27 protein-coding genes are annotated in these 26684 nt (G+C 70.7%); 9 read left to right on the top strand and 18 right to left on the bottom strand.

All coding sequences use genetic code 11. The annotated features are described in order from the left end of the window. Positions 1–13 precede the first annotated feature (13 nt). From BFF78_RS26225 to BFF78_RS26180, 10 genes are all read right to left on the bottom strand, one after another. Positions 14–793 carry an HAD-IIA family hydrolase gene (locus tag BFF78_RS26225; RefSeq protein WP_069780642.1) on the bottom strand — a complete coding sequence of 260 codons (780 nt, stop codon included), beginning with the start codon at positions 791–793 and terminating at the stop codon, positions 14–16. A 129-nt stretch (positions 794–922) separates the two neighbouring features. Further along, complete coding sequence (locus tag BFF78_RS26220) at positions 923–1978, bottom strand: 2-aminoethylphosphonate ABC transporter substrate-binding protein (protein WP_069780641.1); 1056 nt, start codon at positions 1976–1978, stop codon at positions 923–925. 47 nt (positions 1979–2025) lie between these two features. After that, positions 2026–2823 (bottom strand): ABC transporter permease, encoded by a 798-nt coding sequence (locus tag BFF78_RS26215; RefSeq protein ID WP_069780640.1) that lies wholly within the window; start codon positions 2821–2823, stop codon positions 2026–2028. Next, entirely contained in the window at positions 2810–3592 is a 783-nt protein-coding gene (locus tag BFF78_RS26210; RefSeq protein ID WP_069780639.1) for a 2-aminoethylphosphonate ABC transporter permease subunit, read from the bottom strand. Before BFF78_RS26210 ends, BFF78_RS26215 begins: the two co-directional genes overlap by 14 nt. After that, the gene (locus BFF78_RS26205) at positions 3585–4631 is read right to left on the bottom strand and encodes an ABC transporter ATP-binding protein (RefSeq protein ID WP_069780638.1); all 1047 of its coding nucleotides are present in this window, start codon (positions 4629–4631) and stop codon (positions 3585–3587) included. Before BFF78_RS26205 ends, BFF78_RS26210 begins: the two co-directional genes overlap by 8 nt. Before the next feature lies 1 nt (position 4632). Then, positions 4633–5331: a phosphonatase-like hydrolase gene (locus BFF78_RS26200; RefSeq protein ID WP_069783820.1), complete on the bottom strand. Its 699-nt coding sequence runs from the start codon at positions 5329–5331 to the stop codon at positions 4633–4635. Positions 5332–5336: 5 nt separating this feature from the next. Further along, positions 5337–6461, bottom strand: a complete 1125-nt coding sequence (locus tag BFF78_RS26195) for a TIGR03364 family FAD-dependent oxidoreductase (RefSeq protein ID WP_069780637.1) — start codon at positions 6459–6461, stop codon at positions 5337–5339. A gap of 132 nt (positions 6462–6593) precedes the next feature. Beyond that, positions 6594–7349: a GntR family transcriptional regulator gene (locus tag BFF78_RS26190; RefSeq protein WP_069780636.1), complete on the bottom strand. Its 756-nt coding sequence runs from the start codon at positions 7347–7349 to the stop codon at positions 6594–6596. A 48-nt stretch (positions 7350–7397) separates the two neighbouring features. Next, on the bottom strand, positions 7398–8309 hold the full coding sequence (locus tag BFF78_RS26185; RefSeq protein ID WP_335755361.1) for a hypothetical protein: 912 nt from the start codon (positions 8307–8309) through the stop codon (positions 7398–7400). A gap of 616 nt (positions 8310–8925) precedes the next feature. Beyond that, entirely contained in the window at positions 8926–10080 is a 1155-nt protein-coding gene (locus BFF78_RS26180) for an ROK family transcriptional regulator (RefSeq protein ID WP_069780634.1), read from the bottom strand. 125 nt (positions 10081–10205) lie between these two features. Here BFF78_RS26180 and BFF78_RS26175 point away from each other — a divergent pair, with 125 nt between their 5' ends. The 3 genes from BFF78_RS26175 (at position 10206) to BFF78_RS26165 (ending at position 12768) form a co-directional block, all read left to right on the top strand. Further along, positions 10206–11276 (top strand): Gfo/Idh/MocA family protein, encoded by a 1071-nt coding sequence (locus BFF78_RS26175; RefSeq protein ID WP_069780633.1) that lies wholly within the window; start codon positions 10206–10208, stop codon positions 11274–11276. Beyond that, the gene (locus BFF78_RS26170; protein WP_069780632.1) at positions 11276–11806 is read left to right on the top strand and encodes a heme-degrading domain-containing protein; all 531 of its coding nucleotides are present in this window, start codon (positions 11276–11278) and stop codon (positions 11804–11806) included. Before BFF78_RS26175 ends, BFF78_RS26170 begins: the two co-directional genes overlap by 1 nt. Positions 11807–11892: 86 nt before the next feature. Beyond that, on the top strand, positions 11893–12768 hold the full coding sequence (locus BFF78_RS26165; RefSeq protein ID WP_069780631.1) for an LLM class F420-dependent oxidoreductase: 876 nt from the start codon (positions 11893–11895) through the stop codon (positions 12766–12768). Positions 12769–12777: 9 nt separating this feature from the next. Here the strand turns inward: BFF78_RS26165 and BFF78_RS26160 are convergent, their stop codons facing one another. The 4 genes from BFF78_RS26160 to BFF78_RS26145 form a co-directional block, all read right to left on the bottom strand. Continuing rightward, positions 12778–13677, bottom strand: coding sequence for a hypothetical protein (locus tag BFF78_RS26160; protein WP_159033058.1), 900 nt, complete (start codon positions 13675–13677; stop codon positions 12778–12780). 119 nt (positions 13678–13796) lie between these two features. Then, entirely contained in the window at positions 13797–14654 is an 858-nt protein-coding gene (locus tag BFF78_RS26155; protein ID WP_069780629.1) for a fumarylacetoacetate hydrolase family protein, read from the bottom strand. Between the two features lie 129 nt (positions 14655–14783). After that, positions 14784–15509, bottom strand: coding sequence for a YidC/Oxa1 family membrane protein insertase (locus BFF78_RS26150; protein ID WP_069780628.1), 726 nt, complete (start codon positions 15507–15509; stop codon positions 14784–14786). Between the two features lie 102 nt (positions 15510–15611). Continuing rightward, positions 15612–15923 carry a DUF6412 domain-containing protein gene (locus BFF78_RS26145; protein ID WP_069780627.1) on the bottom strand — a complete coding sequence of 104 codons (312 nt, stop codon included), beginning with the start codon at positions 15921–15923 and terminating at the stop codon, positions 15612–15614. A gap of 188 nt (positions 15924–16111) precedes the next feature. On the opposite strand from BFF78_RS26145, the gene BFF78_RS26140 reads away from it, so the two are divergent. Continuing rightward, complete coding sequence (locus BFF78_RS26140; protein WP_069783819.1) at positions 16112–16948, top strand: serine hydrolase domain-containing protein; 837 nt, start codon at positions 16112–16114, stop codon at positions 16946–16948. A gap of 9 nt (positions 16949–16957) precedes the next feature. Here the strand turns inward: BFF78_RS26140 and BFF78_RS26135 are convergent, their stop codons facing one another. After that, positions 16958–17485 (bottom strand): winged helix-turn-helix transcriptional regulator, encoded by a 528-nt coding sequence (locus BFF78_RS26135; protein ID WP_069780626.1) that lies wholly within the window; start codon positions 17483–17485, stop codon positions 16958–16960. A 126-nt stretch (positions 17486–17611) separates the two neighbouring features. Between BFF78_RS26135 and BFF78_RS26130 the strand changes: the two genes are divergently transcribed. After that, on the top strand, positions 17612–19018 hold the full coding sequence (locus BFF78_RS26130; protein WP_069780625.1) for an MFS transporter: 1407 nt from the start codon (positions 17612–17614) through the stop codon (positions 19016–19018). 4 nt (positions 19019–19022) lie between these two features. Here BFF78_RS26130 and BFF78_RS26125 read toward each other — a convergent pair whose 3' ends face one another. Further along, the gene (locus tag BFF78_RS26125) at positions 19023–19841 is read right to left on the bottom strand and encodes a class E sortase (RefSeq protein ID WP_069780624.1); all 819 of its coding nucleotides are present in this window, start codon (positions 19839–19841) and stop codon (positions 19023–19025) included. Positions 19842–20049: 208 nt separating this feature from the next. Between BFF78_RS26125 and BFF78_RS26120 the strand changes: the two genes are divergently transcribed. Further along, on the top strand, positions 20050–21060 hold the full coding sequence (locus BFF78_RS26120) for a tetratricopeptide repeat protein (RefSeq protein ID WP_069780623.1): 1011 nt from the start codon (positions 20050–20052) through the stop codon (positions 21058–21060). Between the two features lie 96 nt (positions 21061–21156). Here the strand turns inward: BFF78_RS26120 and BFF78_RS49775 are convergent, their stop codons facing one another. Further along, on the bottom strand, positions 21157–21414 hold the full coding sequence (locus BFF78_RS49775; protein WP_107440879.1) for an HNH endonuclease: 258 nt from the start codon (positions 21412–21414) through the stop codon (positions 21157–21159). A 103-nt stretch (positions 21415–21517) separates the two neighbouring features. On the opposite strand from BFF78_RS49775, the gene BFF78_RS26110 reads away from it, so the two are divergent. Beyond that, positions 21518–24697, top strand: a complete 3180-nt coding sequence (locus tag BFF78_RS26110) for a DEAD/DEAH box helicase (RefSeq protein WP_069780621.1) — start codon at positions 21518–21520, stop codon at positions 24695–24697. A 15-nt stretch (positions 24698–24712) separates the two neighbouring features. On the opposite strand, the gene BFF78_RS26105 is transcribed toward BFF78_RS26110, so the two are convergent. Beyond that, positions 24713–25375: an ATP-binding protein gene (locus BFF78_RS26105; protein ID WP_069780620.1), complete on the bottom strand. Its 663-nt coding sequence runs from the start codon at positions 25373–25375 to the stop codon at positions 24713–24715. Positions 25376–25576: 201 nt separating this feature from the next. On the opposite strand from BFF78_RS26105, the gene BFF78_RS26100 reads away from it, so the two are divergent. Together BFF78_RS26100 and BFF78_RS26095 are read left to right on the top strand one after the other, a co-directional pair. After that, on the top strand, positions 25577–26422 hold the full coding sequence (locus BFF78_RS26100; RefSeq protein ID WP_069780619.1) for a helix-turn-helix domain-containing protein: 846 nt from the start codon (positions 25577–25579) through the stop codon (positions 26420–26422). Continuing rightward, positions 26422–26622, top strand: a complete 201-nt coding sequence (locus BFF78_RS26095) for a DUF397 domain-containing protein (protein ID WP_069780618.1) — start codon at positions 26422–26424, stop codon at positions 26620–26622. The genes BFF78_RS26100 and BFF78_RS26095 overlap by 1 nt, the downstream gene beginning before the upstream one ends. Positions 26623–26684: the final 62 nt, after the last annotated feature.

The raw sequence follows: 26684 nt of genomic DNA, 5'->3' as shown, positions 1-26684 counted from the left end.
TTGAAACCCCTGGTCAGACGAGGTCCACCAGATCCGCGATGGAGTCGACGACCCGCGAGGGACGGAACGGGTAGTCGTCGACGACGTCGGGCTGGGTGACGCCGCTGAGCACCAGGAAGGTGCGCATTCCGGCCTCCAGGCCCGCGAGGACGTCGGTGTCCATGCGGTCGCCGATCATCGCGGAGGTCTCGGAGTGGGCGCCGATGGCGTTCAGGCCGGCCCGCATCATCAGCGGGTTGGGCTTGCCGACGAAGTACGGCTTCTTGCCGGTCGCGGCGGTGATCAGGGCGGCGACCGAGCCGGTGGCGGGCAGGTCGCCCTCGGTGGACGGGCCGACGTTGTCGGGGTTGGTGGCGATGAACCGGGCACCGTCGTTGATCAGCCGCACGGCCTTCGTCAGGGCCTCGAAGGAGTAGGTGCGGGTCTCGCCCAGTATCACGAAGTCGGGTTCGTGGTCGGTGAGGATGTAGCCGATGTCGTGCAGCGCCGTGGTCAGGCCCGCCTCGCCGATCACATAGGCGGTGCCGCCGGGCCGCTGGTCGTCCAGGAACTGGGCGGTGGCGAGCGCCGAGGTCCAGATGTTCTCCACCGGCACGTCCAGGCCCATCCGGCGCAGCCGGGCGTGCAGATCACGGGCGGTGTAGATGGAATTGTTGGTGAGCACCAGGAAGGGCCGCCCGGACTCACGCAGCTTCTTCAGGAAGGCCTCGGCGCCGGGGATCGGGACGCCCTCGTGGATCAGGACGCCGTCCATGTCGGTGAGCCATGACTCGATGGGCTTGCGGTCTGCCATGCTGTGCGTCTCCTGGCGTGCGTACGGTCAAGAAAAGCGTGGGGGCGCCGGAACCACGGCGTACCGACGCCCCCCAGCCTAGTCAGACCTGTGTGATCCGTACCCCGTCGATCACCGGTACCAGGGCGGTCAGCTCCCCGTCGCCGACTTCCAGTCCTCGACGTACGACGTGAGGTTCTTGTTGATGTCGTTCCAGTCCGGCTCGAAGAGGCCGACGCCGTCCATCAGCTTGGTGAGGGCGATGGCGTTGGTGTCGGTGGCCTTGACGTCCTGGCGGGCGGCGAAGCCGCCGCCGATGCCGCTGACCTCCTGCTGCTGCTTCTGGGCGAGCATGAAGTCGAGCAGCTTCCTGCCGTTCTCGCTGTGCGGGGCCTTGGTGACCAGGCCGGCCGCGTACGGCAGGGCGAAGGTGGTGGGCTTGCCGTCCTTGCCGGCCGGGAACCAGATGCCGAGGCCCGGCATGTCCTTGGACTGGGCGTAGTTCATCTGGACGTCCCCGTTGGCCACCAGCAGTTCGCCCTTGTCGACCTTGGGCGCGAGCTTGCCGGTGGACGCGGACGGGCCGACGTTGTTGGCCTGGAGCTTCTTGAGGTAGGCGAGGGCCTGGTCCTTGCCGCCGAAGTCGTGGATGGCCTTGATGAGGACGGCCGTACCGTCGCCGGCGACGCCCGGGGTGGAGTACTGCAGCTTGTTCTTGTACTTGCCGTCGAGCAACTCGTCCCAGGTCTTCGGAGCCTGCTTCAGCTCCTTCTTGTTGTAGACGAACCCGAAGTAGTTGTCGACGACGGAGGTCCAGGTGCCGTCCGCGGCCTTGTCCCCGCCGCTGACCTGGTCGGAGTCCTTCGGCTCGTACTTCTGCAGCAGGCCCTTGCCGTCCGCCTGCTGGATGAAGGGCGGCAGGGTGACCAGCACGTCGGCCTGCGGGTTGGACCTCTCGCGGACGGCGCGCTGCACCAGCTCGCCCGAGCCTCCCTCGACGTACTTGACCTTGATGCCGGTCTGCCGGGTGAAGTCGGCGAAGACCTTGTCGTACCAGCCTTCGCCGTTCTCGCCCTTGAGGCCGTCGGCGCTGTAGACGGTGACGACCTTGGCGTCGGAGGCGGCGGAGGAGCCGCCGCAGGCGGACAGGAGCGGGGTGGTGAGCAGGGCGAGGGCTATGGCGAGCGGGACGCGGTTTCTGGGCATGGCGAGGCCAACTCCTGGCGTGTCTAGGGAGATCGAGGGGGGTGGGGTCAGCGGTACGACGCCCGGGTGCGGACCCGGGAGACGGCGAACAGGACGAGCAGGGTCGCGGCCATGAGCACCATGGCGACGGCGGAGCCGGTGAACAGGGCGCCGCGGTCGGTGGCCGCGTAGATGAGGACGGGCAGCGGGGTCCAGTCGGGCGGATAGAGCATCATCGTGGCGCTCAGCTCGCCCATCGACAGGGCGAAGCAGAGGCCGGCCGAGGCGGTCAGTGAGGGCAGGAGGAGGGGGAGGCGGACCCGCCACAGGACGTGGGCGGGCCGGGCGCCGAGGGAGGCGGCGGCCTGTTCGTAGGCGGGGTCGAGGCGGGTGAGGGCCGCCGACACGGACTGGTAGGCGAAGGCGGTGACCAGCACGGTGTGGGCGAGGATCACGATCCACCGGGTGCCGTTGAGCAGCATCGGCGGCTTGGAGAAGGCCACGAGGACCGACAGTCCCACGACGACCGACGGCACGGCGACCGGCAGCACGAACAGCGCGTCCATGAGTCTGCGGTACCGCTTCTTCAGGCTCGCCGCGGCCAGCGCGGCCCAGGTCCCGACGGCCAGCGCGAGCAGGCTGGCGGCGGTGGCCGTGAGCAGGCTGGTGGTCAGGGCCTGCAGCGCCTCGCCGCGGGTCGCCGCGCGGTAGTTGGCGGTGGTCGCCCCCGAGGGCAGGACACCGGACCAGTGGGTGGCGAAGGAGGCACCGAGCACGACGAGGAGGGGCAGCGCGAACAGCGGCACGAAGAGGACGAGGAACACCGCCCACACGGCCCACCTGGCCCCTCGGCTATGCACCAGCACGACGGCTCACCACCCGGTAGAGGCCGTACAGCCCCACGGAGATCAGGACGTTGACGACGGCGACCACACACGCGCCCGGATAGTCGGACTCCAGGATCGCCTTGCTGTAGACGAGCATCGGCAGGGTGGTGACCCCCTTCGCGCCGGTGAACAGCACGATCCCGAACTCGTTGAGACACAGCACCAGGACGAGACTCCCGCCGGCCGCGAGCGCGGGCAGCGCCTCGGGCAGGATCACCCGCCGTACGATCCGCGGCGCCCGGGCGCCCAGCGAACCGGCCACCTCCAGCTGCGCGGTGTCCAGCTGCGAGAACGCGGCGAGCAGCGGCCGCATCACGAACGGCGTGAAGTAGGTGACCTCCGCCAGCAGCACGCCCCAGGGCGTGGTGAGGAACTGGAAGGAACCGATGATGCCGGTCGTGCCGTAGATGAACAGCAGCGCCAGCGTGATCAGGAAGGACGGGAAGGACAGGTACACATCGATGAACCGCGCCACCGCCCTCGCCCCCGGGAACGGCACGAACGCGATGACCAGCGCCAGCAGGAAGCCCAGGACCAGGCATCCGGCGGTGGAGGCCAGCGCCAGCCACACGGTGGTCCACAGCGCGTTGCGGAAGCCCTCGGAGGCGAAGACGCCGGTGTAGGGCTGGAGGGAGGTGCCACCGCTGTCCGGCCGGAAGGACTGCTGGACGACGAGGGCGAGGGGGTAGAGGAAGAAGAGGGCGAGGAGGGTCAGGGGAGGAAGGGCCCACATCAGCCGCCTACTCATGGCCGGCTCCCGCGGGCAGCAACACCGCGTCCTCGGCCGCGAAGTGCAGACTGATGTCGTCCCCGTACGCCGGCGGGTCCTTCAGTTCACGCAGGTCCGCCATGACCGTATGCCCGTCGACCTCGACGTACAGCCGATGCGTGGCCCCCCGCCACTGGATCTCCCGTACGACACCCACGAGTTGGTTGGGCCCCTGTCCCAGCCCGACGACATGCGGCCGTACACACAACGTGGCCCGCGCCCCCGCGGCCACACCCGCCGTGTCGACCTCGACCTGCGTCCCCGCGAACTCGGCTCCCCCGGACCGCACGGTCACCGGCAGGAGGTTCGCACCGCCCACGAAAGACGCCGTGAACTCATCGGTGGGCGCCCGGTACAGCTCCCTCGGCGTCCCGCAGGCGCGCAGCCGCGCCGCGTCCATCACCGCGATCCGGTCGGCCAAGGTCAGCGCCTCGACCTGGTCATGGGTGACGTACAGCATCGACATGTCCGGCAACTCCCGGTGCAGCCGGGCCAGTTCGGCCAGCATCCCGGACCGCAGCCGGGCGTCCAGCGCGGACAGCGGCTCGTCGAGGAGCAGGACGTCCGGCCGGATGGCGAGCGCGCGGGCGATGGCGACCCGCTGCTGCTGGCCGCCGGACAGCTCGCGCGGATGCCGGCGGGCGTAGGCGGCCATGCCGGTCATCTCCAGCGCCTCGGCGACCCGCTGCCGTATCTCGCTCCTGACCGTCCTGCGGGCCCGGAGCCCGAAGGCCACGTTCTCGTCCACCCGCATGTGCGGGAAGAGCGCGTAACTCTGCACGACCATCCCGATGCCGCGCCGGTACGGCGGCAGGTCCGTCACGTCCCGGCCGCCGAGGAGCACCCGCCCGGACACGGGCCGTACGAATCCGGCGACCGCCCGCAGCGCGGTGGTCTTGCCGGAGCCGGACGGCCCGAGCAGCGCCATGACCTCGCCGGGCTCGACGGTGAGGTCGAGGGAGTCGAGCACGACGTTGCCGTCATAGGCGACGGTGACGGAGTCGAAGCGGATGCCCATGTCAGCGCGCTCCCGACAGCAGGGCGGGCAGGCCGGCGACGGAGTCGAGGACGTGCGTGGCACCGGCGGCGCGGAACGCCTCGTCGCCGTGGGCGCCGGTGCGCACCCCGGCGACCAGCCCGGCCCCGGCCCGCACCCCGCTGAGCACGTCGTAGGAGGTGTCCCCGACGACGGCGACCTGCGTCACGTCGTCGGCGGCCTTGGTACGCACGAAGGCCTCCAGGACCATGTCCGGGTACGGCCGTCCGCGCCCGCCCGCGTCGGCCGGGCACAGGGTGAGCGGCACCAGGTCCCGCCAGCCGAGGGCGGCGAGGATGGCGTCCTGGGTGCCCCGGGCGAAGCCGGTGGTCAGCACGACGGTACGGCCGCTGCCGGCGAGTTCCTCGATGGCCTCGCGGGCCCCGGGGACGGGCGCGATCAGCCCGGCGTCGACGAGACCGCCGTACGCCTTCTCGAACGCGGTGTTGGCGCGCTGGGCGCGACTCTCGTCGCCGAACAGGTGCCGGAAGACGGAGATCTTGGACTCGCCCATGGTGGCGCGGACGTATGCGAGGTGGTCGGCGTGCTCGGCGGAGCCGGGTTCCACGCCGAGCTCGGTGGCGGCCGTCTCGAAGGCGCGCTCGACCAGTCCGCCGTCGGCGACGGTGGTGCCGGCCATGTCGAGGACGACGAGACGGATGTTCTCCACAGTGTTGGTCATGGTGCTCACCAGCCCAGTTCGTTCGCGGTGGTCTCGGCTATCGCGGGGGCGCAGGTCATGCCGCGCCCGCCGGGCCCGGTGACCAGCCACACCCCCTCGCGCACCTGCTGCCGGTGCACCACCCGGCCGGGCTCGGTGCACTGCGCGTACACACCGGCCCAGCGGCGGCGGATGCGCGGCAGCGGACGGCCGAGCAGGGACTCGACGACGCCGGTCAGGTGCTCGTACGGCTCCTCGACGGTGTCGAAGGCGAAGGGGTGCTCGTACTCGTGGGTGTCGCCGATGGTCAGGCCGCCGTCGGCGCGCTGCACCATGAGCAGCTGCATCCGGTGCGCGGCGGCGGTCTCCGGCTGCGGCTGAAGGGCGTTGAGCTCGTCCAGCGCCGGGGAGGAGTAGGCCGGGTAGTAGCGGAAGCTGTCGGCGTCGGCGACGGAGGTCGGCAGCGGCTCGCCCAGCGGGTCGGTCTGCATCATCTGCAGGCGGACGCGGCGCACGGGCAGCTCGGGTCCGGCGAGTTCGCGGACCAGTCCGCCGAGCCAGGCGCCGGTGCACAGGACGACCGCGTCGGCCCGGTGCACGTCGCCGTGGTCGTCGCGGACGGTGCCGGCGCCGGTCACCTCGCGCACCTCCCGTCCCGGCAGGAAGGTGTAGTTCGGGGACGTCAGCAGCTCGGCGCGCAGGGCGAGTTGGGCGGTGCGTGGCTCGACGGCCGCGTCCCGCTCGCAGTACAGGGCGGCGGTGAAGTCGCCCCGCAGGGCCGGGTTGAGTGCGCGGGCCTCGCTCGGGCTCAGCAGCTTGTACCCGCGGGCCGCGGCGTCCGGGCGGGCCACGGCGGCCTCGGCGACGGCGAGCTCCAGGGGGCCGCGCACGGGGGTCAGGGACCCGTTGGCCCGGAAGCCCAGCGCGGGCACCCGGCCGCCGATCCCCTCCCACAGTTCCCGCGCCCGCAGCGCGGTCTCCAGCTCTTCTCCTCCGGCGCGGCCACTGACCCAGATCTGCCCGAAGTTGCGCAGCGAGGCGCCGCGCGCCTCGGCCTCGCGCTCGATCTGGACGACCTGGTGGCCGCGCTGGACTGCGTGCCAGGCGTGCATGGTGCCCACCACGCCTGCTCCGACGACTGTCACTTTCACGACGGCAACGCTCCTCGCGATCGGGGAACCGGAAGGGTCCGGCTGACAACGAGAGCGTGAACGACCCATCACGTTTGGGCTAGACCCGTTATCTTTCCGTGATATGAGCGTGGGGGTCGATATCGGTGTTTTTCAGCCCTTGAGGTGGGTGGTGAAGGAGAACCGGTCTCCCCGGTACAGCGAGCGCACCCGCTCCAGCGGCCGGCCCTCCGTGTCCCGGGAGAGACGGTGGATGAGCAGCATCGGCAGGGCGGGCGGGGTGCCGATGAGCAGGGCTTCGCGGGGCGTGGCCAGCACGGTCTCGATGCGCTCGTCGGCGTCACCGAAGGAGATGCCCTGGGCGGCGAGGTAGCCGTAGAAGGAGGAGTCGGGGTCGAAGTCGGCGTCCAGCCCCGGCACCCGCTCGACGGCGACGTAGGTGCTCTCCAGACCGACCCGCTCCTCGTCGGCGAGCAGCACCCGCTCCAGGTGCCAGACGGGTTCGCCCCGGGTGAGCCCGGTCTCGGCGGCGAGGGCCTGCGGGCAGGGGAAGCGGTCGAGCGTGACGAGCGTACGACCGGGGGTACGGCCCTGCCGCCGCACGCCCTCGGTGTAGCTGGCGAGGGACAGCGGCTGGGCGAGCTTCGGCCCGGCGACGACGGTGCCGCGCCCCTTTCGCCTCAGCCGTCCCTCCAGCACCAGCTCCCGTACGGCCTGCCGCACGGTCTCCCGGGCGACGTCGTACCGCTCGGCGAGATCCCGCTCGGTGGGGATGACGCTGCCCTCGCCCAGTTCGTCCAGCAGGGCGGCGATCCGCGCCTTCACCGCGTAGTACTTGGGGATACGCCCGTGCTCGGGAATGCCGGAGCGGACGGGGGCGCCGGGGGCCTGGTCGTTCGGGTAGTCCACGCAGGGATCGTCGCAGACGGGGGCGTGTTCGGTGCTACGGCCCCCGGTTCAGCGGCGGCTGCGGGACAGCGGGCGTCTGCGGGACAGCAGCAGCGCGCCGCCGCAGACCACGAGCAGCGCGGCGGTGGCCGTGAGCAGCCCGTGGGCGAGGCCGGGTCCGGTCCGGGCCAGCTCACGGGCCCGCTCCGCCGCGCCCTCCGGCCCCGCGGCGAACGGCAGGGAGGAGCCGGGGGTGGACGTGGCGGCGGCAGCGGCGCTGCCGGTACCGGACGTGGCGACGGGAGCGGCGCTGCCGGTACCGGACGTGGCCTGCGCGCTGCCGGACGGGCTGGGCCCGACGTTCGCCTGGGTGGCCTCCGGATCCGGAACCGGCGCCGGCACCACACCGTCCTGGGTGATCCCGAACCGGTACGCGTTGGACTCCCCGACCCAGTCCCCGTCCTCGCCCCGGCGCTGGACGACGGCGGCGTTGGCGGTGACCTGTTCGAGCGGGGCGGTGGAGGGGAGCGCGAGTCTGACCTTGACGCTGACGGTCCGGCCGGCCGGTACGGCGAACCCGCCGAACCCGGCGCCGTCCAGCACACCGATCAGCTCCTGCTCGTCGGTGCTCTCGAAGGTGACCGGCCGGGGCTGGGAGCCTTCGTAGAAGTCCATCTGGGGCTGGTCCGGCTGCAGCGCGCGCTTGTCGTCGACGAGGACGATCAACGGGTGGACGCCGGTGCAGGTCTGCCGGGTCTTGTTGGTCAGGTCGATGTACCAGGTGCCGTATCCGCCGCCCGCCTCGTAGGAGCTCGGGCCGCCGCGGATCCGGGTGGCCAGCGGGAAGGCCCGCGCGTCCGCGCCGACACAGGCGGGCGGCGGCGCGTCGGCGCGGGCGGCGGCCGCCGGCACGGGGACGATGACGGTGGCGCTGGCGGCGGCTGCGGCGACGCAGAGGGACAGGGGTGTGCACAGTCGCATGAACACATGACCATGCCGGTCGCACGGGGGCGCGGGCGGCCGCCACGCCGGTACGGGACGGGACTCCACCCGATCGGCGGGCTCAGCACAGGCGAGCGCCGTTGGGTCCGGGGACCGTTTCCGTCCGCGGGATCGCCGTGGCCGTTCGCGCAGTTCCCCGCGCCCCTGGGGAACTGCACCACCGCCGGCCTCCATGGCGCCGCCGCAGCTGCGGGCAATCGTGCCGCTGGGGGGCGGCCACCCGGCAGCCGCCGTCGAACCCGCGCAGCTGCGGGCAGTCGTACCCCTGGCACCCGCATAGCTGCGGGCAGTCGTACCCCTGACACCCGCACAGCTGCGGGCAGTCGTACCCCTGACACCCGCACAGCTGCGGGCAGTCGTACCCCTGACACCCGCATAGCTGCGGGCAGTCGTACCCCTGACACCCGCACAGCTGCGGGCAGTCGTGCCGCTGGGGCGGCACGGGTGGGCGCAGCGGCACCCTGTCAGCGCCGGTAAGCGACCCCGCCCCCGCCCGGCACCAGCACAGGGCACTCATACCAGCACCGGCACCCAGCACCGGCACCCGGCACCCGGCACCCGGCACCCGGCACCCGGCACCCGGCACAGCGCAGCGTCACGCATCCCCCCGCCCGAACACCGGCGCCAGCAGCAACTGCGCGGCCCCCTCGGCCACCAGCCGTTCCCCGCCCGCGGCAAGCCGAACCGGCACCACCCCGCCCAGCACCCCCTCCCGCCGAGCCCGAGCCTCCAGCACCTCCCCGACGCCCCGCACGAACACCCCCGGCGCCCCCGCGACAGTGCGTCCCCCGAGCAGCACCGCGTCGATGTCCAGCAGCCCCACCAGATTCGCCGCCCCCACCCCCAGCACCCGCGCCGCCTCCCCGGCCGCCCCCCGCCCCACGGCCGACAGGCACAGCACCTCCACACACCCCTGGTTCCCGCACTCGCAGGGCGGCCCGTCCAGCTGGATCACCTGGTGCCCGAACTCCCCCGCCCCGGTCCGCGCCCCCCGGTGCACCCGCCCGCCGATCACCAGACCGGCACCGAGCCCGGTACCGAGATGCAGATACGCGAAGGATCCGGATCCCCCCTCGCCCGCCACCGACAGCCCGAGCGCCGCGGCGTTGGTGTCCTTGTCCACCACCACCGGCACCCCCAACCGCTCCCCGAGCGCGTCCCGCAGCGGAAACCCGTCCCACTCGGGGAAACCGGTGACCCGGTGCAGCACCCCCCGCGCATGATCGAGCGGCCCCGGCAACGCCACGCCCACCCCGAGCAGCGTCCCGCCCCCGGCCGGCCCCGCGTCCCCGTGGCCCAGGCCGTCCGCCACCAGCCCCTCCACCGCCCGGGCGACCACCTGGAGCACGGCCTCCGCCCCAGCCCCCAGATCCAGCTCCGTCCGCCGCTGCGCCGCCACGGCCCCGTCCAGGTCGACCAGCACCACCCGCAGCTCGTCCCGGTCCAGATGCACCCCCACCGCATGCCCCGCCTCCGGCACCAGCCGCAGCACGGTCGGCGGCTTGCCCCCCGTCGACGCCCGCCGGCCGGCCTCCGCCGCGAGCCCCTCCTCCCGCAGCCGCCCGGTGATCTTGCTGACGGCCTGCGGGGTGAGCCCGGTCCGCTCGGCCAGTTCGAGCCGGCTGAGGCCCTCCGCCCCGGCGTCCCGCAGCAGCCCCAGCACCAGCGCGGTGTTGTGCGACCGCACCACGCCCAGATTCGCGCCCGCGGGCCCGCCGCTGCCCGGCCCCGGTCCCGACCCCGACGGCATCCCCGTTCTCGTCCTGTTCACGCCACCCATTGTCCCCACCACTTGCACTTTAGCAACAGCGTTGCGAAAGTAGCCCCATGACCGGACCCATGACTGGACCCCTGGCTGGACCCCTGACTGGCCCCATGACTCCCGCTCCCCCTCTCCGCGTCGGCCTGATCGGCTACGGCCTCGCCGGCTCCGTCTTCCACGCCCCGCTGATCGCCGCCACCGAGGGCCTCGCCCTGGACACCGTGGTCACCTCCGACCCCGGGCGGCAGGAGCAGGCCCGGTCCGAGTTCCCGGACGTCCGCACGGCCGTCACCCCCGAGGAGCTGTTCGACCGCGCCGGCGACCTGGACCTGATCGTCATCGCGTCCCCGAACAGGACGCACGTCCCGCTGGCCACCACCGCCCTCAAGGCCGGCCTGCCGGTCGTCGTCGACAAGCCGCTCGCCGGCACCGCCGCCGAGGCCCGCGACCTCGCCGCCCTCGCCGAGCAGCGCGGCCTGCTGCTGTCCGTCTTCCAGAACCGCCGCTGGGACAACGACTTCCTGACCCTGAGCAAGCTGATCTCCCAGGGCGACCTGGGCGACGTATGGCGCTTCGAGTCCCGTTTCGAGCGCTGGCGGCCCCAGCCCAAGGGCGGCTGGCGCGAGTCCGGCGACCCGGCAGAGATCGGAGGTCTGCTCTACGACCTCGGCAGCCACGTCGTCGACCAGGCCCTGGTCCTCTTCGGCCCGGTCACCGAGGTGTACGCCGAGACGGTCGTCCGCCGCCCCGGCGCCGAGACCGACGACGACACCTTCCTCGCCCTCACCCACGCCGGCGGCGTCCGCTCCCACCTCTACGTCTCCGCGACGGCCGCCCAGCTCGGCCCCCGCTTCCGGGTGCTGGGCTCGCAGGCGGGCTATGTGAAGTACGGCCTCGACCCGCAGGAGGCGGCCCTGCGCGAGGGCCTGCGCCCCGGCCCCCGGTGGGGCGCCGAACCGGAGTCCCTGTGGGGCCGTATCGGATCCGGCGAGTCCCCGCTGACCGGCGGCGGCACCGCCGTACCGACCCTGCCCGGCGACTACCCCGCCTACTACACGGCCGTCGCCCGCGCCCTGACCGGCGCCGGCCCCAACCCGGTGACCGCCCTGGAGGCGGCCGCCGCCCTCGACGTACTGGAAGCGGCCCGCCGCTCCGCCCGGGACAAGATGACGGTGACCCTCTGATGCCACACCAGCAGCACCAGCACGGCCAGCACCCCCACCCGCAGATCACCCCCAGGACCACCCCCGAACTCACCCCGTCCGTCGAGGAGTTGGAGGCACAGGAACGCCGCCTGGTCTTCCGGCGGTTCACCTACGACGACGCCTGGGCCCTCGGCTCGCTCCTGGTCGAGCTGGCCCGGGAGCGCCAGGCCCCGGTCGCCATCGACATCCACCGCGCCGGCCAGCAGCTCTTCCACGCGGCCCTGCCGGGCTCCACCCCGGACAACGACGCCTGGATCGCCCGCAAGCGCCGGGTGGTGGAGCGCTACGGCGCCTCCTCCTACCTGGTCGGCGCCCGCTTCCGCGCCAAGGGCAGCACGTTCGAGGACTCCTCCCGCCTGGACCCCGACACCTACGCGGCGCACGGCGGCTCGTTCCCGATCCGCGTCGAGAACGCGGGCGTCATCGGCACCGTGACCGTCTCCGGCCTGCCCCAGCTCCAGGACCACAGGTTCGTCGTCGAGGCATTGGAGCAGTTTCTGAAGGTGTGACACCCACCGGGATTACGTGGGGGACCCCTCCGGTTGGGAATGGCTGCAGACATGATCGTCACGGCCCCACCCGGAGGGACAGCCCCATGAGCACCGTGAGCACCGTGAAGGACAGGATCGGCCGGTACGGCATCTGGAGCGTCGGCCTGCGCGCGGAGGACCCGTCCCGGCGCGGCGAACTGGGCGAGGCGGCGGCCGAGTTGGAGGAACTCGGCTTCGGCGCCGTGTGGCTGGGCGGCAGCAGTGCCGCCCGGCACGCCGTACCCCTCCTGGAGGCGACCGACCGCCTCACCGTCGGCACCAGCATCCAGAGCATCTGGCAGTACGACGCCGAGACGAGCGCGGCCGCCTTCGCCGAGGTCGAGGCGGCCCACCCCGGCCGTTTCCTGCTCGGCCTGGGCGTGAGCCACGCCAAGCTCGCCGACCAATACCGCCGCCCGTACTCGGCCCTGGTCACCTATCTCGACACCCTGGACACGGCGGGCGTACCCGCGGACCGCCGGGTGCTGGCCGCCCTCGGCCCGAAGACCCTGGAGCTGGCCCGCGACCGGGCGGCGGGCGCGGTGCCGTACCTGGTCACCCCCCAGCACACCGCGCACGCCCGCGAGATCCTCGGCGAGGGCCCGCTGCTCGCCCCGGAGCTGAAGGTGGTCCTGGAGACCGACCCGTCCCGCGCCCGCTCCCTGGCCCGCGACACCCTCGCGATGTACCTCGCGCTGCCGAACTACACCAACAACTTCCTCCGCCACGGCTTCACCGAGGCCGATCTGGCCGACGGCGGCAGCGACCGCCTCGTCGACGCGGTCTTCGCCTGGGGCGACGACCGCCGCATCCGGGAGCGGATCAACACCTTCCACGAGGCGGGCGCGGACCACGTGGCTCTCCAGCTGATCACCGCCGAGGCCCACAGGGACGCCCTGCCGCGGGAGGAATGGCGCCGCCTGGCCTCCGTCCTGGACTAGGACTGCGGCTCAGGCGGCAGCCCGGCCGCCGCGCCGCGCCGGGCAGTCGCGGAGCAGGTTCGCGATCTGCTTGGCGCGGTCGTTGCCCGGGAGCAACTCGTGCTTGCGGCGTTCGAGCAGGCCCCTGGTCTCCTCGTCCAGGAACTCGCAGTTGCCCCTGAACACCTCGCGCAGCGCCTTGAGCGCCCAGTACTCGTTGAACGGTTTGTCCTCCGACACCGCCGCCTCGGCGAGCCGGCGTCCCCACGCCGGATCCGGATTGGCGTACAGGTACGCGGCGGCGGCCAGGCGCATCCCACGGTCTTCGCTGCGGAGATGACTCTCGACGTCGAAGTCCCGGGCGCCCCGCAGCAGACGGATCATGTCGTCCACCACGTCGGACATCGCCTGTGTCCTCGCCTGCCCGCTGGACATGGTCCACCGGATCTCGTTGTAGCGTGCCGCCAACTGGTCGACAGGGTCGGCCGACGCCGGCACGACGGCGGGGCCGGCCGGCTGCGCCCTGCTCAGCGCCTCCCGCACCCCGTCGGCCAGATCGTCCGCCGTCTCCTGATGCCGCGCCTCGACCTGCCGCGTCTCGCGGATGGCCTCCTGCGCGGTACTGCGGGCTTCCTCCACCTGGCGCTTCAGCGTGATTCCGAATCCGGAGACCTCGGAGAAGAAGACACCCAGGAGCACCAGAATCACGAGACCGAGGACGACCATCGGAGGGTCCGTCATCTGCGGGTGCCGGCACACCCTGACGACGCTCCCGTTCGCAGCCAGCTGCTGGTCGCATACGTCGGTGGTGAAGAACACGACCATGGCCGCGCCCGCGGCGAGGGTCACGAGCGAAGCCGCCACCCACTGGGACGGCCCGACTCCTCTGCGGCCGGTCGTCGAGGTCTCGTCAGGTCCCGTCGCGGCCATCCCCCCACCCTTCGGCAATGCCGGCACCGGCGCCATGCTTGCCTCCGTAACGGCCGGTTGGCAAGCACGACGCCTCGATGGCGGGGCGGAACCGGGCGGGGAGCTCAGGCCTTTGCGCGTCAGGCGTCCTTGAGTTCCTGCCGCTGACGGCCGAGCCCGGCGATCTCCAGCTCGACCACGTCCCCGGCCCGCAGATACGGCTTGGGCTCAGGCTGCCCCATGGCCACCCCCGCCGGCGTCCCCGTGTTGATGACGTCCCCGGGGTACAGCGTCATGAACTGGCTGACGTACCGCACGACCTCCCCCACGGGAAAGATCTGCTCGGCCGTCGTACCGTCCTGCTTCAACTCCCCGTTGACCCACAGTTTCAGCGAAAGGTCCTGCGGATCCGGCACCTCGTCGGCCGTCACCAGCCACGGCCCCAGCGGGTTGAACGTCTCGCAGTTCTTCCCCTTGTCCCAGGTGCCACCGCGCTCGATCTGGAACTCCCGCTCGGACACGTCGTGCGCCACCGCGTACCCGGCGACCTGCGCCAGCCCCTCCTCGGCGGACCCGAGGTAGCGAGCCGTACGCCCGATGACGACGGCCAGCTCCACCTCCCAGTCGGTCTTGCGCGACCCGCGGGGGACGAGCACGGTGTCGTTCGGCCCGACGACCGTGTCCGGTGCCTTGAAGAAGACCACCGGCTCGGCGGGCGGCTCGGTGCCCGTCTCGCGGGCGTGGTCGTGGTAGTTGAGCCCGATGCACACGATCTTGCCGATGCGGCCGAGAGGCGGGCCGATCCGCAGCCCCGTCGCGTCCAGCGCCGGCAGCTCACCGGCCTCGGCGGCGGCCCGTACCCGGCCGAGCGCGGCCTGGTCGGCGAGGAGCGCGCCGTCGATGTCGTCCACGATGCCCGACAGGTCGCGGAGGGTCCCGTCGGCTTCGAGCAGCGCGGGCCGCTCGGCCCCTGCCGTACCGACTCGCAGCAGCTTCATGGTCACAATCTCCCTCGATCGCGGGGCGCCCGACCGATGTGTGCAGCCATCGGAGGACTGGTCGATCCTCCAAGCGGGCCTTCCACTCCGCAAGACCCTGTTCACGTACTGGACCGTAACCGCGGCCTGCTACCGGTACAGCGCGGCCCGCTCCACCGCGCTCCAGGCCGTGCTGGTGACGACGTACAACGCGGCGGCGAGCGGTACGACGGCCACGGTGACGAGCGTGAAGAAGGACATGAACGGCATGACCTTGCCGACCGCCCCGAGCCCCGGCACCCGCTCCCCGCCCCCGGCGCTCACCGCGACCGGGTTGTCCGCCATCGTCCGCTTGGTCCGCCGGTAGTTGAAGGCGGCGACGGCCGCGACGAGCGCGAAGAGGCCGAGGTACACCAGTCCGGCGCCGCCGAAGATCCCGCCGTCGCCGAGTGCGTCGGCCCACTTCCCGCCGAGCGGCGCCGCGAACAGCCGGTGGCCGAGCAGGCCGTTGGTCTCGCCGCCGATCGTGGAGCTGGAGAAGAGGTGGTAGAGGAGGAAGAAGGCGGGCAGCTGGAACAGGCTGGGCAGGCAGCCGGAGAGCGGCGAGACCTGTTCCTCGGCGTGCAGTTCCAGCACCGCCTTCTGCAGTCGCTGCGGGTCCTTGGCGTGCTTCTCGCGCAGCTCGGCGATTTTCGGCTGGAGTGCGGCGCGGGCCCGCTGGCCGCGGGCGGCGGCACGGGACAGGGGGTGGACGAGGAGTCGTACGAGCGCGGTGAACAGGACGATCGCGGCGGCGGCCGCGGAGGCGTGGCAGAGCGGCTGGAGCAGGTCGGCGAGGTGCTCGACCAGGCGGGCGAAGACGGAGAAGACGGACATGGGTGAGCCCTCCGGGGGTCTCGTCGTGCCGGAAGCGTGCTGAGGGAGCAGAACGGCATGACGACCCGCGCGGGGTCACGCGTGCAAAAGGAGAGACGTGCCCTACGCGGCGGTCGCCGGAAGGGCCTGCCCGGGTGCCCTGGGCCGGCGCCGGCCGGGCGCGTCGGGATCGCGCTGCGGCAGGAAGGCCGTACGCCGGGCCCGGTCGCGGATCGCCGTACGCACCCGGGTGGGCGGGACGGCGGGCGCGGAGCGGGCGGCGATCAGCGCGCAGGCGGCGAACGCGGCACCGGCCGCCGTGGTCGCGGCGAGCGCCACGGTCGCGGAGAGAGTGCCGGTGTCGAGCAGCATGACCGGCAGCAGCACGAGCAGCAGCGGGGTGAGCGCACGCGACCGCGCGAGTGTGCCGACCACTTGACTCACCTCCCCCACGGTCACAACTGCCAACGCCTTCCCGCCCTTTATACCTGACCGGCGAGAACACCCAGCGCAGCGGCCGGTGATGACCGAAACCCGCTCGCGCCGCCGCGCCCCTGACGGACAATGTGCCGGGGGCCGACGGGTCCCGCCGCCAGCGCCTGCCGCACCCGAAGGGACCCGACGTGCCGCGCACCCCCACCTGTGTCCTGACCGGCACGTCTGCCGCACGCGTCGCTGACGGTCACGCGGTGGACCGGTTCGTCGAGATCGGCTCGTTCACCAAGGTGCTCACCGGTACGGCGCTCATGCGCATGGCCGCCGCGGGCCTGCTCGACGTCGACGACCCCCTCGAACGCCGGCTCCCCACCGCCCCGCGCACCGGCATCACCCTGCGGCACCTGGCCGAGCACACCTCCGGGCTGCCCCGCCTGCCACCCGGCACCACGGTCCGCGATCCGTACGCCGCGTTCGACGCCGCCGCCCTGCACCGGCTGCTCGGCCGGCTGGACCAGGTCGTGGTCCGGCCGCCGGGACAGCAGGAGGAGTACTCCAATCTCGGATACGCCGTGCTGGGCGCGGCGCTGGTGAGCACGGCCGGTACGGCGTACGAGGAGCTGCTCGCCGAGCATGTCCTCGGGCCGCTGGACGTCCAGGAGGTGAGCGCACGTCCCGACGCGGGCCGGCGTCTGCTCTCCCCGGGGCTGTTCGGCAGGGACCGCAGGCCCTGGACCATGGACGGGGCGATCCTTCCGGCGGGCGGGCTGTGGGCCACCCCGCGCGCGGTCGCCGATCTGCTCGTCCGGCTGGTGATCGAGCGCCGGCTGGGGGACCCCGCTCCCTCGTGGCAGACGGCCGGCCCGCTCCACTGGCACAACGGCGCGACCCGCCACGCCTCGGTCTTCGCCGGGGCGATGGCGGACGGCCGGTGGGTGGTCGTCCACCGGCTGGGCGGCCGGTCGGACGCGACCGACGAGATGGGCATCGACCTGCTCAGGGGCGACGGCTCGCCCGTCTCCTGAGCGGCACGGTCAGGCGGGTTCCGGCTCCAGCGGCTCCAGCAGCCGCTTCGGCTTCAGCAGGGCCCTGCTGACCGGGTCCGCCGGGTCGTGGTCGAGGCCGGGGCCCGGTTCCATGACGACGTCCCCGATCGGTACGACGGTCCGGCAGACGGGACATTCGCCGTACGGCCCCAGTTCGGTGCCGCAGTCCGCGTGCCGGAAGTACCGCAACTGCGTCTCGCCGAAGTGCTCGCGCCCCCACAGGCCGAGGGCGCGCAGGGTGGGCCACAGGGCGATGCCGCGCTCGGTGGGGACGTACTCGTCGCGCGGCGGCGACTGCTGGTAGCGGCGCTTTTCGAGGATGCCCTCGGCGGTCAGGGTCTGCAGCCGGGCGGCCAGGACGGCGCGCGGGATGCCGAGGTGGACCAGGAAGTCGTTGTACCGCCGCACGCCGTACAGCGCGTCCCGGACGACGAGCAGCGTCCAGCGCTCGCCGACGATCTCGAGCGCGCGGGCGATCGAGCACTCCTGTGTCGCGTAGTCCTTGCCCAGTGCCATGCCCTCCACTGTAGTCACTTTCCGACCCCTTGGTTCAGTGACCGAACCGACGGTGTTACGGTGACGGGGACAGCTCGGTTCAATGAACGAACCGAACCTTCACGTCCCGGAGGGACAGGACCTGCCATGACCGGGCTCGACTCCGCCACCGCCCCCGCCACCACTGCCGTACACGGCACGACCGCCCGGGACGCCCCCGCACGCCCCCGGGCCACCCTCGCCCTGACCAGCGCGGCCACCGCCGTGGCGCTGATGACGTACACGGCCCCGATGGTCACGCTGCCGGACACCGCGGCCGCCCTGCACACCCCGCTCTCCGGCCAGGCCTGGCTGCTGAACGGCACCCCGCTCGGCCTCGCCGCCCTCCTGCTGGTCGCCGGCAGCCTCGCCGACGACTACGGCCGCCGCCGGATCTTCCTCGCCGGCACCCTGGCCCTCGGCCTCACCACCGCCCTCGGCGCCTTCACCACGTCGACCTGGCAGTTCACCCTCGCCCGCATCGCCCAGGGAGCCGCGAGCGCCGCCATCCTGGCGAGCAGCCTCGGCCTGCTGGTGGCGGCCTTCCCCTCCCCGCGCGGCCGGCTGCACGCGACCGGCGTGTGGGGCGCCTTCGTCAGCGGCGGCATCGCGGTGGGCCCGCTGGTCGCGGGCGCGCTGCCGACCTGGCGGGTGGCGTACGGCGTCCTGGGCGCCGCCGCCGTTCTCCTGGCCGCGCTGGGCACCCGCACACTGGCCGAGTCCCGCGCCCCGCGCGGCGGCCGGCCGGACATCCTCGGCGCCCTGACCTTCGGCCTGGCCCTGGTCGCCCTGGTCGCGGCCCTGACCCTGGGCCGGGACGGCTGGCTGCGCGCACCGGTGGGACTGCTGCTGGCCGCCGCCGTCCTCCTGATCGCGCTCTTCGCCGCCGTGGAACACCGCACCGGCACGCCGATGATCGACCTCGGCCTGCTGCGCCACGCCCGCTTCCTGGCCTCCTCGGCCGGCGGCCTGTTCACCGGCCTCGCGGTGATCGGCACGTTCAGCTTCCTGCCGGCCCTGCTCCAGCAGACGCTCCGGCTGTCCCCGATGCAGACGGCCTGGCTGTTCCTGCTCTGGTCCGGCCTGAGCTTCACGGTCGCCCTCCAGGTCAAGCACCTGGCCGGCCGCATCGCCCCGCGCGCGCAACTGGCCATCGGCTTCGCCCTGCACACCATCGCTGTCCTGACCATGCTCGGCGCGCTCGCCTCCGGCTCCTGGACCCGTCTCCTGCCGGGCCTGATCATCGGCGGTGTGGGCAGCGGCCTGCTCAACGGCGCGCTGCCGCTGCTGGCCGTCGAGTCGGTCCCGCGCGAACGCGCCGCGATGGGCTCCGGCGCCCAGCAGACCTTCCGCTACATCGGCTCCTGCGCCGGCGTGGCCCTGACCATCGCCCTCGCCACCTCGTCCCACACCCTGGCCCAGGGCGCGAACATCGCCCTGCTGGTGTCCGCGGGCCTGGCGGCGGTGGGGGCGGTGAGCGTGGTGGTGCCGCGGGAGCGGGCGGACAGGGCCTAGGGGCCTAGCGGGGCCGCATGGACACGAGCTTGCCCCAGACCACCATCCGGTAGCGCGAGGTGAACTCGGGGGTGCAGGTGGTCAGGGTGATGTAGTAACCGGGTGTGTCGTACCCGTAGGACGGCCGCACGAGAGAACGCGGCACGGCCCGGATGACCCCCGAGTCCGTCGCCGAGGTCTGCGGCAGGATCTGGTCGACGTCGTACGTGTACGTCGCCGTCCGCGTCTCCACCTCGATGTCGTCCCCGCGCCGCAGCCGGGGCAGATACCGGAAGGGCTCGCCGTGCGTGTTCCGGTGCCCGGCGAGCGCGAAGTTGCCCGCCTGGCCGGGCTGTTGGGTCCCTCGGTAGTGGCCGACGTACCCCTTGTTCAGGACGTCCGCCTTGCTCACGCCCTCCGCGACGGGAACGCGCAGCCCCAGCCGGGGGATGGTGAGGACGGCGTACGCCTGGGACTGCCGGGGCAGCGAGACGGGGGTGTACGACCGCTGCGGCGCCCGGGACTGGGACGAGTCCGGGGCCGTCGTGGAAGCCGTAGGCGACGCGGATCCAAGACCGATACCGGAGCCGGAGCCGGTGCCGGCGTCGTTGCCCGTGCCGGTGCCGGTGCCACTCTCCCACTCCCGCTCCAGCGCCTCCACCTGCCGCTCGGCACCGCGCCGGGCCTCCCGGTTGGTCCACCACAGCTGGTGCACGACCAGCAGCATGAGCAGCACCCCGACGGTGACGAGCACCTCGCCCCCGCCCCACAGCACACGCCGGCGCCGGGCACGCCTGCGCCGGTCACCGTGCCCTACGACCCGCACGCCCGACGCCACGAGCATCCGCACCCACCTCCCCGGGAGCCGCCCGCAGGGTAGGCGCAGCGCGTGCAACTGGCCATAGCCACAAGGCGTCTCGCTCCCCGACGGGATCGGAACCCCCGGCCCCTGACCCTCTGCCCCCCGCTCCTTGCCCCCTGCCCCCTCCCCCTCTGGCCCTCTGGCCAGCACTTACGCCGATCCTCCACCGCTCGGCAGTACGGTGTCCCCCATGCGCCCCGACACGCCTGCCGAGAACGTCGACCACACCGCCGAAGCGGCACGCCTGGAGCGGACCGCGGGACTGTATCCCGAGGACGCCGAGGCCCTGCTTCTGACGGCAGCGGCCCACCTGGAACTGTCAGGCGACCGCCCCGCCGCGACCACGCTCTACGACCGCCTGCTGTCTTCTTCGGACGGCCTGGAGAATCCCGCCCTGATCCGCGCCCTCAAGGCATCCAACCTCTGGGAGTACGGCCACGAGGCCGAGGCAAGGGCGATCATCGAGGGCATCCGGCTGACCGCCCCGCGCGACCCGGCGCCCTGGGTGATCATCGCGGAGTCCCTGGAGTCGCACGACGAGCTGGAGGCGGCGTCGGAGACCTTCACGGAGGCGGCGACCCTGCTCCTGCCGGAGGGCACGGACCCCACCCCCTCCACCCACCCCCTCCTCTACGGCCGCCACCGCGTCCGCCGCATGCTGGGCCTGGCGCACGACGACTGGGACACACTGGCCGACACGCTCCACACGTCCCCGGTGTCGCTGGACGAACTCCACGACCCGAAACGGGTCTGGTCCCTGGGCTCGGACAACCCGGCCGAACTCCTGGCGGAAATCACCCGCCTCCAGGCCGAACTGGGCGCCTACAGAGAGGCCCTCTCCCGCCCGTTCCCGGTGGCGGTGTTGCACTGGCCGGCGGGTGAGCTGACCGAACTCCTCTCGGCCTACCCGACCCTCACCACGGAGTACCCGTCCCACGAGACCCACCTCGCGACCATAGAGTCCTCTCTGCGCGAGCTGTCCTCCTCCGGCACGGCCAACCTGGGCATCGTGACGGGCACGGTCCCGTCGTACGAGGCGTTCGCGGCGTCGGAGGGATCGTCGCCGACCGACGCGACCCTGCTGCCGCAGTATGCGACGACCTTGGCGGCGCGGGGGCGGGCGGTGGCTTGGCCGCCGCAGAGGGGGGCGGAGTGCTGGTGCGGCACGCCCCAGACCTATGAGGCATGCCACGGCGCATAGCACCGGCCCCAGGCCCCGGGCCGCCCGCTCGCTTCTTCCCCGTGCTGGAACGGCCCGGGTCAAGGGCGGCCCGAAGGGCCATGGGTGCCAGCCGCTCTATTCCGCGTCGGGGCCAACCCGGCTCAGCCACCACTCACGGTGGTAGCGAATGTAGTCCAAGTGAATCTTGTGCTTCCGGTGCCTCTTGAGCTTCGGCCGAAGGTTCCCGCCCAAGGCCCCAGCCCGCACGATGATCGACCATTCGTCGTCTATGACGATGGCACCGATATCAAGTCGCACATGACAGTTGGGGCACAGACACAAGACGTTCGGCTCCACGTCCGGACCTTTGTGCGGCTTCCCCAGAGGACGGATGTGGGCATTTCACTGTTTGACCGATTCGCTGCCGGTGTGCGATCGAGTTGAGCAGCGTCGGTAAGTTGCCACGGCTTGTCGGTGGTCCCTGTTACAACTGGTCATGCGGTCTAGGGATCAAGGGGGGACCCGCGTGACTCAACCAGGGGATCTGTCACAGCCCGTCTCGGGTGTGTACGAGCAGCTCGTTACCCACCGCTTGCAGGCGCAGATGAGGCAGTTGGACGCACAGGGCTGGAAGGCCATCGATGCAGAGGTCAGTGAAGAGTCCACCCCGCATGTGCTGGCCCGCCACATCGGTGAGGCCGTGAGGCTCAAACTGAGCCAACTGCCCCACGAGAAGCAGGTCGCCCTCGCCAACCAGATCATGTGCTCGCTGGCCGCCAGCGCTCCAGATCCAGACATGGACGAGATGGGCGGCGCCATCGCTGACGGTCCTCGGCAACTGCTCGCACTTGCCGAGCGTGAAGCGCCAGGTGTCTACGCCATTCGCCCGCTCACACCTCTGTCCGAGACGGCGTTGATCACCAACGCACCAGACGACCCCAGCCTGGGCGCAGAGTTGCGAGCGGAGCTGGCCACTGCGGACCGCATTGACCTGCTCTGCGCGTTCGTGAAGTGGTATGGCATACGGGTCCTCGAAGACTCACTGCGCGCGGCGCGGGAGCGGGGAGTACCGATCCGGGTCATCACGACCACCTATATCGGCGCCACCGATCGTTACGCCTTGGACCGCCTAGTCCGTGAGTTCGGTGCCGAGGTGAAGGTCAACTACGAAGTCCGGTCCACGCGCCTGCACGCCAAGGCATGGCTGTTCCGGCGCAACACCGGCTTCGACACGGCCTACGTGGGCAGCTCCAACCTGTCGAAGGCCGCACTGCTCGACGGCCTGGAATGGAATGTACGGCTGTCGTCGGTCGCCACTCCCAGGGTGCTCGACAAGTTTGAGGCAACCTTCGACGCCTACTGGGCCGACGCGGCATTCGAGACGTACGACCCCGTCCGCGACGGCGAGCGACTTGCGGAGGCGCTGGCTCAGGCGGGCGGTACCGGGTCGGCCGGCGAGCTCAAGATCAGCCTGTCCGGATTGGAAGTGCATCCGCTCCCGCACCAGAAGGACATGCTGGAGCGCCTCCGTGTCGAGCGTGAGATCCGCGGCCGTCGTCAGAATCTCCTAGTCGCGGCTACCGGCACCGGCAAGACCGTCATGGCGGCCCTGGACTATCGGAACCTGCGTGACAAGTTCGGCGGAGCGCTCCCGCGGCTGCTCTTCGTCGCCCATCGCAAGGAGATCCTGAGGCAGTCGTTGCGGACGTATCGTGAGGTTTTGGACAACGCATCGTTCGGCGAGTTGCTTTACAACGGTCAAGAGCCCCGCGATTGGACGCACGTCTTCGCCAGCGTCCAATCGCTCAACCTCCAACGCCTGGAGCAGTTCGATCCCGAGCACTTCGACGTCATCGTCATCGACGAGTTCCACCATGCAACGGCGAACACGTACCGACGCGTGATCGAGCACTTCAGACCAACCGAACTCCTCGGCCTCACGGCGACCCCGGAGCGGATGGACGGGCTTAACGTGCAGGACGAGTTCTTCAGCGGGCGCATCGCCGCCGAGCTACGGCTCTGGGAAGCACTCGAGAACGACCTACTCTGCCCCTTTCACTACTTCGGACTCCCAGACGGCACCGATCTGACCCACCTTGACTGGCGATCGGGCACCTACGACCGAGACGAACTTGGCAATCTCTACACGGGCGACCACGCTCGGGCTCGCATCGTCATCAAGCAGGTCAAGGACAAGATCGCTCATCCGGGCTCTATGCGCGCCCTCGGTTTCTGCGTAACCAAGGCGCATGCGCACTTCATGGCCAGGTGCTTCCGCGAGGCAGGTTTCAAGGCCGAGGCCCTCGACAGCGACTCGGCTCCCGCCGTACGTGAACGCACGCTGGAGGATCTCAAAGCCGGACGCATCCAGGCGATCTTCTCCGTCGACCTCTTCAACGAGGGACTCGACGTCCCGGATGTCGATACCCTGCTCCTGCTGCGACCTACGAGCAGCGCGACGGTGTTCCTCCAGCAGCTCGGGCGCGGACTGCGCCGTACCCCGAACAAGCCAGTGCTGACGGTGCTCGACTTCATCGGTCAGCACCGTGCGGAGTTCCGCTTCGAGGAGCAGTTCCGAGCGCTGACCAACCTGTCTCGCAACCGCTTGGTCGACAGCATCGAGCGCGACTTCCCCCAGCTGCCTTCCGGTTGCCAGATCATCCTGGAGGGTAAGTCCAAGGACCTTGTCCTCGACAACATCCGCACCCAGCTCAAGGCCACCATCACGACGCTCGCGAAAGAGGCCAGGAGCTACAGCACTCCCAGGTTGGCGGACTACCTGCGCGAGAGCCGTCGCGAGATCAGGGAGCTTTACAAGAGCGGCAACTCATGGACCAAGGTGCTACGCAAGGCAGGGTTCATCGCGGAGGCTGCTCCGACGGGTGAAGCAGACCTCCTCAAACGCGTTCACGCGTTCCTCCACGTAGACGACCCCGAGCGGGTCCAGGCCTACCTTCGCCTTCTCGAAGAGAACGGGCCCGACTACGACTCGTTGTCGCCCAAGGACCAGACGTACGCCCGCATGCTCTTTTTCAACCTGTGGGACAACGCCGGCGGCTTCAGCAGCTACCAGCAGGGGCTTGAATCACTGCGCACCCAGCAGCTAGTCCGAGACGAACTTCGACAGGTCCTGTCCTACATCCTCGCCGAAGCCGACCACTTTCCCATCCCTCTGGACGGTTCGCTCAGCCACATCCCGCTGAAGGTCCACAGCGCCTACAACCGCTCCGAGATCCTTGCGGCCCTGGGAGTGGCACAGTTGGGTGGACAGATGCCGAGAGACTTCGGCCAAGGGGTGCGTTGGATCGAAGAGATAAAGACGGACGCGCTGCTCATCACCCTGGAGAAGGACGAGCGGGACTTCTCACCTACGGTCCGCTACAGGGACTACGCACTCAGCCCCACCCGCTTCCACTGGGAGTCGCAGAGCACCACGCCGGAGAACTCCGCAACGGGGCTGCGCTATCAGCGGCATGCCCAGCAGGGCAGCCATGTCCTGCTGTTCCTACGCCGCTACAAGCGCAACAGCATCGGCAAGTCCGAGCCTTGGATGCTGCTCGGCCCAGCCACCTACGTGAAGCACACCGGCAGCAAGCCCATGGTGATCACCTGGGATCTGCAGCATGAACTCCCCGCCGATGTGTGGTCGTACTCGGCCGCTATCTCCAGCGGATGAAAGTGCGGACGCCTGTTACGCCGGGACGTCAGTCCCTGCCTCAAAGTGCGCTTGAGCCCGGTCCAGCACATCGTCTGCATCGCGGCCGTGAGCGTGAAGCCAGTGGAGGAGGTCGGCGATGATGTTGATCGCTGTCTCCTCCGCGCAGGCCAGTCTCAGCCTGTGTCCCTCGGCACTCGCCGCACGTGGCGACTGTTCGGCCTTGTAGAGGTCCAGCAATCCCTCCGCTCTGCTCAGGCGTGGGCTGTCGTTCACAGGGCAGGGCATGACCGGCGCGGTAGAGAGCTCACACCACGTCACCTTCTGATGGGCTCGGAGCTCAACACCCCAGCGCGCAGCGATGGACGCAACAAGCCTCATTCCACGGCCGCTTTCAGAGCCAATGCCCGCGTCAAGCAAGGTGGGCAAAGCGCGGGTGTCCGGGTCGCGTACCTCGATCCGCACGTAGGTGCCGTTCATGGAAACGGCGAGCGTGGTCGGGGTTCCGAGGCCCACATGCGTGATGACGTTGGTCACGAGCTCGCTCACGCACAGTTGTGCCGCCTCCACCACATCTTCCAGTCCCCACAGCCCCAGGTGAAGACGCATGAGACGGCGAAGAGTCGCTACTTCCTCAGGTTCTGCCGTGAACGGGAGATCCCACGATTGCCTCGGTGGACTGGCCTCGTTGTACCCCACACCAACTCCCTCCCATGGACGTCGCGTTGCGCGGTGCAACTAATGATGCACTTAGAGTTGCATTGGAACTCTCAAAATGGAACTCTCACATCGAGGTTGACGGGAGCGTGAAGGGAGCCCACGCGCCCCCGGCGCACACCGTCTTGCCGTTCCGCCACGGCAACCGGGACGATCTAACGGATCGACGCGAAGGGCCAGGACATGGCAGTTGGACCAACCACTCGTAGGCGCCAGCTCGGCGCAGACCTCCGACGTCTTCGTGAGGCCAAAGGCCTGACCCTTGAAGAGGCAGGCGCCCGCGTCGGTATCTCAAAGGCGACCCTCAGCCGCTATGAGACAAAGGAAGGAACTGTCAAGTGGCCGACGGTAGACGCCCTTTGTCGTGAGTACGGTGCCTCAGACGAGGAGCGCCTCGCACTTGTCGAGCTGGCCAAGGCGGCCAAGATCCAGGGCTGGTGGCGCTCACTCGCCGACCCTATCCCCGAGTCCATGAACCTCATGCTGACCCTAGAGGACGAGGTCGTACGAGAAGACCACTACGCGTGCATGTACGTGCCCGGCCTCTTGCAGACCCGCGCCTACGCCGAAGCGGTCCACCGCGCCTCCGAAGTGGGCTGCCCCGAGCGGGAGGTGCAGCACATGGTCGACATCCGCATGAAAAGGCAAGATCTCCTTGACCGCGATGACCCTCCGCACATCTGGTGCGTGATCGACGAGGCCGCAATCCGACGCATCGTCGGCGGACGCGAAGTCATGCAGGAACAACTACGGCACCTGCGGGCGCTGAGCGAACGACCACACATCACGGTGCAGGTACTCCCGTTCTCAAGGGGCGCCCACGCAGCCGCCGTCGGCAGCTTCGCCGTCCTCCGCGGACCGAAGAGGGAACTGGACGTGGTCTACGTCGATCTCCTCGGCGGCGGGCTCTTCATGGAAAAGCCTGGGGAACTTGACCGCTACAGGCTGGCGTTTGAGTATCTGAGCGCACAGGCGCTCGACCTGGAATCCTCAGCAGAGCTCATCACCCGCATAAGCAAGGAGTCCTGATGACCAGACCGTCCGCACCCTGCTGGTTCACATCGACTTACAGCGGGGGCAGCGGTACGGAATGTGTTGAATGCGCGCGGATGACCGAAAGCATCCTCGTACGCGACTCCAAAGTCAGCAGCGGGCCCGTGCTCTCTGTCAGTGGGCAGGCCTGGCACGCGTTCACCGCGGCTTTGCGAAGGGGCCTGCTGGACGGGTGACGGCCGATACCGATCTTGTCTGGTTCAAGTCGTCGTACAGCGGCGGCAACACGACCGAGTAC

Origin of the sequence: Streptomyces fodineus (assembly GCF_001735805.1) — a bacterium.
GTDB classification, from domain to species: Bacteria; Actinomycetota; Actinomycetes; order Streptomycetales; family Streptomycetaceae; genus Streptomyces; species Streptomyces fodineus.
Note: the sequence above shows the minus strand (reverse complement) of the source record. Positions and strands in the feature narration are given on the sequence as shown.

Excerpts from the sequence above, each read along its gene's own strand:
- BFF78_RS26185 (WP_335755361.1), bottom strand. The coding sequence starts at position 8,309 with ATGCGACTGTGCACACCCCTGTCCCTCTGCGTCGCCGCAGCCGCCGCC.
- BFF78_RS26135 (WP_069780626.1), bottom strand. The coding sequence starts at position 17,485 with ATGGCACTGGGCAAGGACTACGCGACACAGGAGTGCTCGATCGCCCGC.
- BFF78_RS26210 (WP_069780639.1), bottom strand. The coding sequence starts at position 3,592 with ATGAGTAGGCGGCTGATGTGGGCCCTTCCTCCCCTGACCCTCCTCGCC.
- BFF78_RS26180 (WP_069780634.1), bottom strand. The coding sequence starts at position 10,080 with ATGCCGTCGGGGTCGGGACCGGGGCCGGGCAGCGGCGGGCCCGCGGGC.
- BFF78_RS26095 (WP_069780618.1), top strand. The coding sequence starts at position 26,422 with ATGACCAGACCGTCCGCACCCTGCTGGTTCACATCGACTTACAGCGGG.
- BFF78_RS26120 (WP_069780623.1), top strand. The coding sequence starts at position 20,050 with ATGCGCCCCGACACGCCTGCCGAGAACGTCGACCACACCGCCGAAGCG.
- BFF78_RS26130 (WP_069780625.1), top strand. The coding sequence starts at position 17,612 with ATGACCGGGCTCGACTCCGCCACCGCCCCCGCCACCACTGCCGTACAC.
- BFF78_RS26100 (WP_069780619.1), top strand. The coding sequence starts at position 25,577 with ATGGCAGTTGGACCAACCACTCGTAGGCGCCAGCTCGGCGCAGACCTC.
- BFF78_RS26125 (WP_069780624.1), bottom strand. The coding sequence starts at position 19,841 with ATGCTCGTGGCGTCGGGCGTGCGGGTCGTAGGGCACGGTGACCGGCGC.
- BFF78_RS26160 (WP_159033058.1), bottom strand. The coding sequence starts at position 13,677 with ATGGCCGCGACGGGACCTGACGAGACCTCGACGACCGGCCGCAGAGGA.
- BFF78_RS26110 (WP_069780621.1), top strand. The coding sequence starts at position 21,518 with ATGCGGTCTAGGGATCAAGGGGGGACCCGCGTGACTCAACCAGGGGAT.
- BFF78_RS26225 (WP_069780642.1), bottom strand. The coding sequence starts at position 793 with ATGGCAGACCGCAAGCCCATCGAGTCATGGCTCACCGACATGGACGGC.
- BFF78_RS26165 (WP_069780631.1), top strand. The coding sequence starts at position 11,893 with ATGAGCACCGTGAGCACCGTGAAGGACAGGATCGGCCGGTACGGCATC.
- BFF78_RS26200 (WP_069783820.1), bottom strand. The coding sequence starts at position 5,331 with ATGACCAACACTGTGGAGAACATCCGTCTCGTCGTCCTCGACATGGCC.
- BFF78_RS26155 (WP_069780629.1), bottom strand. The coding sequence starts at position 14,654 with ATGAAGCTGCTGCGAGTCGGTACGGCAGGGGCCGAGCGGCCCGCGCTG.
- BFF78_RS26220 (WP_069780641.1), bottom strand. The coding sequence starts at position 1,978 with ATGCCCAGAAACCGCGTCCCGCTCGCCATAGCCCTCGCCCTGCTCACC.
- BFF78_RS26205 (WP_069780638.1), bottom strand. The coding sequence starts at position 4,631 with ATGGGCATCCGCTTCGACTCCGTCACCGTCGCCTATGACGGCAACGTC.
- BFF78_RS26170 (WP_069780632.1), top strand. The coding sequence starts at position 11,276 with ATGCCACACCAGCAGCACCAGCACGGCCAGCACCCCCACCCGCAGATC.
- BFF78_RS26150 (WP_069780628.1), bottom strand. The coding sequence starts at position 15,509 with ATGTCCGTCTTCTCCGTCTTCGCCCGCCTGGTCGAGCACCTCGCCGAC.
- BFF78_RS26175 (WP_069780633.1), top strand. The coding sequence starts at position 10,206 with ATGACTCCCGCTCCCCCTCTCCGCGTCGGCCTGATCGGCTACGGCCTC.